This is a genomic window from Pseudomonas folii, assembly GCF_014357575.1.
Classification (GTDB): Bacteria; Pseudomonadota; Gammaproteobacteria; order Pseudomonadales; family Pseudomonadaceae; genus Aquipseudomonas; species Aquipseudomonas folii.
In genome coordinates this window covers 46,794-52,845 of record NZ_JACONW010000021.1, presented here as the reverse complement: position 1 = coordinate 52,845, position 6,052 = coordinate 46,794, and the positions used below count along the sequence as shown (strand labels likewise).

6 protein-coding genes and 2 tRNA genes are annotated in these 6,052 nt (G+C 56.3%); 6 read left to right on the top strand and 2 right to left on the bottom strand.

From position 1 onward, the window contains the following. Window positions 1-30: 30 nt before the first annotated feature. A complete protein-coding gene (locus H8S59_RS07125) occupies window positions 31-996 on the bottom strand; it encodes a bile acid:sodium symporter family protein (RefSeq protein ID WP_187520952.1) in 966 nt (321 codons plus the stop codon). A gap of 159 nt (window positions 997-1,155) precedes the next feature. After that, entirely contained in the window at window positions 1,156-2,076 is a 921-nt protein-coding gene (gene rdgC / locus H8S59_RS07120; RefSeq protein WP_027901105.1) for a recombination-associated protein RdgC, read from the bottom strand. Between the two features lie 161 nt (window positions 2,077-2,237). On the opposite strand from rdgC, the gene H8S59_RS07115 reads away from it, so the two are divergent. The 6 genes from H8S59_RS07115 (at window position 2,238) to H8S59_RS07090 (ending at window position 5,931) form a co-directional block, all read left to right on the top strand. After that, window positions 2,238-2,313: transfer RNA gene (locus tag H8S59_RS07115), tRNA-Val, on the top strand. Window positions 2,314-2,333: 20 nt separating this feature from the next. Then, window positions 2,334-2,410: transfer RNA gene (locus tag H8S59_RS07110), tRNA-Asp, on the top strand. Between the two features lie 483 nt (window positions 2,411-2,893). Beyond that, on the top strand, window positions 2,894-3,619 hold the full coding sequence (locus H8S59_RS07105; protein WP_187520951.1) for a hypothetical protein: 726 nt from the start codon (window positions 2,894-2,896) through the stop codon (window positions 3,617-3,619). A 354-nt stretch (window positions 3,620-3,973) separates the two neighbouring features. Beyond that, window positions 3,974-4,192, top strand: a complete 219-nt coding sequence (locus H8S59_RS07100) for an MbtH family protein (protein ID WP_095093480.1) — start codon at window positions 3,974-3,976, stop codon at window positions 4,190-4,192. A 3-nt stretch (window positions 4,193-4,195) separates the two neighbouring features. Then, complete coding sequence (locus tag H8S59_RS07095) at window positions 4,196-4,930, top strand: thioesterase II family protein (RefSeq protein ID WP_095093479.1); 735 nt, start codon at window positions 4,196-4,198, stop codon at window positions 4,928-4,930. 14 nt (window positions 4,931-4,944) lie between these two features. Continuing rightward, entirely contained in the window at window positions 4,945-5,931 is a 987-nt protein-coding gene (locus H8S59_RS07090) for a TauD/TfdA family dioxygenase (RefSeq protein WP_187520950.1), read from the top strand. The last annotated feature ends 121 nt before the right edge of the window (window positions 5,932-6,052 follow it).

The following is a 6,052-nucleotide window of genomic DNA, read 5'->3' as shown; positions in this document are numbered from 1 at the left end:
GGATTGCGTTTCAATCCACAGGAGTTTTAATCAATCAACCGCAGCCGACCCAGCCTTCACCGGCTCATCGTCATCCTTCATCTTGCGGAAGTAGGTCGAAAGCAGTGCCCCGGAAATGTTGTGCCACACGCTGAACAGCGCACTTGGCACGGCCGCCAGTGGTGAGAAGTGGGCGCTGGCCAGGGCGGCACCCAAGCCGGAGTTCTGCATGCCGACTTCCAGTGCCAATGACTTACGCTGAGGCAGCGGCAGTTTGAACACCTTGCCGGTGAAGTAACCCAGCAGGAAGCCGAAGGTGTTGTGCAGGATCACTACTGCCATGATCAGCAAGCCTGATTCAGCGATTTTCGCCTGGCTGGCGGCAACGACGGCGCAGACGATCATCACGATGCTCACCACCGAAATCAGCGGCAGCACGTCGATCGCGTAAGTGACCCGGGCACCCAGCAGGCGCTGGGCCAAAACGCCAAGCACGATGGGCAGCATGACCAGTTGCAGAATCGACCAGAACATATCCATAAAGGACACCGGCAACCAGGCCGACGCCAGGAACCAGATCAGTGTTGGCGTCAGCAGCGGAGCGAGCAGGGTGGTGACCGCTGCAATGGCAACGGCCAGCGCCAGATCGCCCTTGGCCAGCCACGCCATGACGTTGGACGAGGTACCGCTCGGGCAGCAACCAACCAGAATCACACCGACGGCGATTTCCGGCGGCAGTTGGAACACTTGGCACAACAACCACGCCACGCCGGGCATGATCACGAAGTGCGCAACCACACCCAAGGCAACACGCCATGGATTGCGGGCGACTTCGGAAAAGTCTTCAAGCTTCAGGGTCAGGCCCATGCCGAACATCACCAGACCCAGCAACGGCACGATGAGGGGCTTGAGCCCGATGAACGCTTGGGGGAAGACGAAGGCCAATATGGCGAACAGAAGCACCCAGTACGCAAAGGTATTACCGACAAAACGACTCAAGGCTGCCAATGCACGCATGGCGGGTTCCTTTCTTATTAGGAGGGAGGTTGTAGTAGTCCAGCGAGCACTGGAACTGTAGGAGTGAGCTTGCTCGCGATAGCATTCTGTCAGTTCCAGAAATGGCGTCTGGAGAAACGCCATCGCGAGCAAGCTCACTCCTACAGATTTGTACGGTGTTTAAATCCCCTGCGGAATCTCTTCACCGCCCAGCGCTTCAAACAGCTCTGGCAGGAACTCACCGAAAGTCAGCATCATCAGGGTGAAGCTGGCGTCCAGTTGGCCCAGTGCTTCGTCGCCGCCGTCCTGTTCTGCTTGATCCTGCAGCAGGTCTTCGAACTTCAGACGCTTGACCGTCATCTTGTCGTCCAGCACGAAGGACAGCTTGTCCTGCCATGCCAGGGACAATTGGGTCACAACCTTTCCAGTGCTCAGGTGCAGCTGAATTTCATCGCTGGTCAGGTCCTGACGTTTGCAGCGCACGATCCCGCCATCTTCGTGGGTGTCGCGCAGTTCGCATTCATCCAGCACGAAGAAGTTGTCGGCAGCCTTCTGCGTGGTGACCCAATCGGTCATCACAGCGGTAGGCGCGGTCTTCACGGTCAGCGGACGTACGGGCAGGGTGCCGATTACTTCACGCAGGGTCGACAGCAAATCCTCAGCGCGCTTCGGGCTCGCCGAGTTGACCAGAATCAGTCCCTGTTTCGGCGCGATGGCAGCGAAGGTCGACGAACGACGAATAAAGGCACGCGGCAGGAACGCCTGGATGATTTCATCCTTGATCTGCTCGCGTTCCTTCTTATAGACCTTGCGCATTTGCTCGGCTTCGATCTCGTCGACCTTTTCCTTCAATGCGTCGCGCACAACGCTGCCCGGCAGGATGCGTTCTTCTTTACGGGCCGAGATCAGCAGGAAGTCGCCGCTGACGTGCACCAAGGGTGCGTCTTCGCCTTTGCCGAAAGGGGCGACGAAACCGTAAGTGGTCAGCTCCTGGCTGGCACAGGCACGGGCCGGTTTGGTGGCCAAAGCGGTTTCCAGTGCTTCGGCGTCAAAAGGCAGATCCTGGGTCAGGCGGTAGACAAGCAGGTTTTTGAACCACATGAGGTGAATCTCTCCTTCTGTAAAAAGTGGGGCATTATTCGCTGCTATTACCCTGCGGCCAACCCTGAGCTAAGCCTTTGGAAGGATTATAAAAATTATTTAAAAAAGTGCTTGCCAGAGGTTAGGTCGCTCCGTAGAATGCGCGCCACACCGAGAGTGAAGGGTGATTAGCTCAGCTGGGAGAGCAGCTGCCTTACAAGCAGCGGGTCGGCGGTTCGATCCCGTCATCACCCACCAACTCGCTCTAAGTGTTACGCGCAGCGGTAGTTCAGTCGGTTAGAATACCGGCCTGTCACGCCGGGGGTCGCGGGTTCGAGTCCCGTCCGCTGCGCCATATTTCGCTTCAAGGCCCTTGAACTCCTTGAAGCAACAGAAAGCCCGCCTAGTGCGGGCTTTTTGTTGTCTGGGTTTTATGCTCCTGCGATTTGATCAGGCGTCAGCCCGGGAATCTGTAGGAGCTGCTGAAGGCTGCGATGGCGGTGTGTCAGGATGAATGCTTCGCAGCCTTCGGCAGCTCCTACAAAGTAAACAGCAGGTACAGTCTTTTACGATTCTTCGCGCGTCAATTTTCGTATGGGTTCGTCTATTGCTGGATTGTGTCCCCCTCCTTGGTGCAAACGCTGGATCCGTGTAGCCTGAACACCGCAGCTGAACAGAAAGTCGTCGACCAGTGTTGCTCTCAAGAGAATGGCGCGGCTCGTCCTGACGACACGATTAAACGTCCCAGCGCCTTAGTGCCGGCCCACCAGGTTATGTCGGCGAACGGTATTGGATAAAGGCAGGACGTAGGTCCTGAGCAGGACAAGGAGAATCTACTATGTTTGCCAGGCAGGATTTATTAGAGTCTTTTGATGTAGTCGATGAGGACAGTTCTGGGCATCTTTTTTTTCAGTATGATTTTCCAAAGAAAACTTTTCGATACTGTTTGAAAAGCTATGCTCATCATTATGCTGTCGTGGGGTCTGAAAATGTAGATGACCGCCAGTTTGCATCTGCTGTACTGGATCAATTGCCAGATTTTCTGTCTCCCGTTAAGCCTACCCTATATAGTCTGCAAGAAAACAGTTATGGCTTTACTCATGCGATAGCGGTTCCAAAGGAATATCACGGGCATTTGAAAGGGGATTTGCGGGATAAACGTGATGGACTATTTCTCTGTGTTCCGATTTTCAAGTGTGAATTTTCCGGGAGGGAGAATGAAGTTGAATTCAAACAATGGGTACGTATGTTGCCGATTTTCGAATGGAATAGAGATGTTTTTCCTAAGTTAAATGTTTACTTTGATAATCCCTCGACAGGGGCAGGGACGGATGAAGAGGGTGCGCTGTTTAAATTTTCGACATTGGTTTTGGAAATTGAAAATCTAAATGGTGTCGTCAGTGGTTTTATTGAAATAACGAACTATAAGGGCGATGTGATAGAAGTCTTGTCACCGGCTATCGATGCGTATACGTTGATAAGAAATCGTTGTGATGATGAGGCTGAGACGCCATTGAATTTTTCCGAGCTTGTGAAAAAGATAGCCGAGTTCTCCGAGCTTTAGTTGAGCTGTTGATGACATAGGGTCGGAAGCAAAGTCGAACTTGATTGTTGGGGGCGATGCCTGCGTTCAGGTTCCACCTCCTCCAGGCCCTTGAACTCCTTGAAGTAACAGAAAGCCCGCCTGGCTCGGGAGCAGGTCGCACGCTTGCGCGGCACGCTGCGCTGACCGTCCTTCGCAACAACACCCGCAACACCCGCAGCACGGTGCAATGCCGGCTGCGGCACAGGCTGAAACAATCTCTCACTTAATCATAATTATTCTCATCCTCCCTTCGTCTTATTGGAAAGCAGGTAAAAAGGCCGACGTAAAAGGCCTTCTACCGATCTATTCGCTGGCGACAGGAGAGTAAGTCCAATGGCATTTGATCGCGAAGACGCGCTGTACAAGGTTCTGATCAATCAGCAAGAGCAGTATTCATTGTGGCCCGACTACAAGGCCGTGCCGGCAGGCTGGCGTGAGGCGGGCAAGCAGGGCAACAAGGCTGACTGCCTGGCCTACGTCGAGCAGGTCTGGACCGACATGCGGCCCCTGAGCCTGCGGCAAAAGATGGACGGGCAGACGGAGGCGCGTTGAGCCATGCAGCGTCCTGCCCTGCGACTGTTCTGTCTGCCTTACTCCGGTGCCAGCGCCATGGTTTATCTGCGCTGGCGTCGCTCGCTGCCAGCATGGATCGAAGTCTGTCCGCTTGAGTTGCCCGGTCGTGGCCGACGTTTTAACGAGCCGCTGCAAACCGATATGCCAGCGCTGGTGGCGCAGCTTGCCGTCGAACTGGAAGGTCGCCTTGATCTGCCTTACGTCCTGTTCGGTCACAGTCTGGGAGCGTTGCTCGCCTTTGAGTTGGCCCACGCCTTGCGGCGCAAGGGGGCACCACCTGCGCGCATGCTGTTCGTCTCCGGCGCACCGGCTCCCGCCCACCGTGAATACCACACTGACTTGCAGGCAGAGCAGAGCGATGAGCAGTTGCTGGCCCGTTTGCGTCAATTGGGCGGAACCGACGAGGCGGTGTTCGCGGACCCGGAAATGCTGCTCCTGACTCTGCCGGTACTGCGTGCCGACTTCCTCTTGTGTGGCCGTTATCGCTATGACCGCCGGGCATTGCTCAGTAGCCCGATTCATGTATTTGGCGGCAAGCAGGACCGCATGTCGGTAGAGGCTTTGTCGGCGTGGCAGAACGAAACCGCTGAAGGCTTCTCCCTGGAGATGTTTGACGGCGACCACTTTTTTATCAATGCCCATGAAGCGCACCTGCTCGAGCTGATGGTCGAGCGACTGCAGCCAGTCGGGCCAGTGCAACAGCCGGTCACGGCTTGAGCGGAGAATGCGCGATGGATTCCAGTCAACTGTTTACCTTTGATACGTTGCCCGGCGTTCGCGGCGACCTGCCGTTGTTGGTCCAGGCGCGCCACGAAGGCATTGATCTGCAGGATGCGCTCGCCGAGTTGCGTGTGTTGAGCGCCGAGCGCCTGGAAAAGTGCGGCGGCCTGTTGCTGCGTGGTTTTCACGTCGGCGGTGCCGAGCGCTTCAGAGAGTTCGCGGCAGGCTTTGGTCATCCGCTACTCAACTACGAGTTCGGTTCAACGCCGCGCAGCAATGTGACCTCCGGTGTTTATACGTCCACCGAGTATCCGGCCCATCAGCACATTCCGCTGCACAACGAGCAGGCCTACACCCGCGAATGGCCGATGAGAATCTGGTTCTATTGTGTGCAGGCCGCGCTGGTCGGCGGCGAAACCCCGGTGGCGGACAGCCGCGAGGTCTATCGGCGCGTGCCGCAGGCTATTCGCGAGCGCTTCACCGAACGCGGCCTGATGTACGTGCGCAATTTCGGCAACGGTCTGGATGTTGCGTGGGAACAAGTGTTCAACACCGATAACCAGCAGGAAGTCGAAGCCTACTGCCGTCTGCACTCTATCGAGTGCGAGTGGAAAGACGACGGCGAACTACGCACGCGCCAGCTCTGCCAGGCGGTGGCGCGTCATCCGCGCACTGCGGAGTGGGTCTGGTTCAACCAGGCGCACCTGTTTCACATCTCCAACCTGCCACAGGAAGTACGGGAAAACCTGCTGGAGGTGGTCGACGAGGAGGACTTGCCGCGCAATGTGTACTACGGCGACGGCAGCCCTATCGAAGATTCGCTGCTCGATGAAGTGCGCGGTGTGCTGGAGGAAACCAAAGTGGTTTTCCCGTGGTACAGCGGCGACGTCCTGATGCTCGACAACATGCTGGCTGCCCACGCCCGCTCGCCGTTCAGCGGACCGCGCAAAGTAGTGGTGGCTATGGCTGAAGGTCATCAAGTCAGCACGCTTTCCTGAAGCGTTGATTACCGCGTCAGCTTTTTAGCTCTGGCTCTTTAGCGCCTGAGGCAAGGCTGACGCGGCTTTTTTCTTTTTTCAGAACTGCCCCGGCGGGCGAGCCACTGCCCGTCGTCCATAA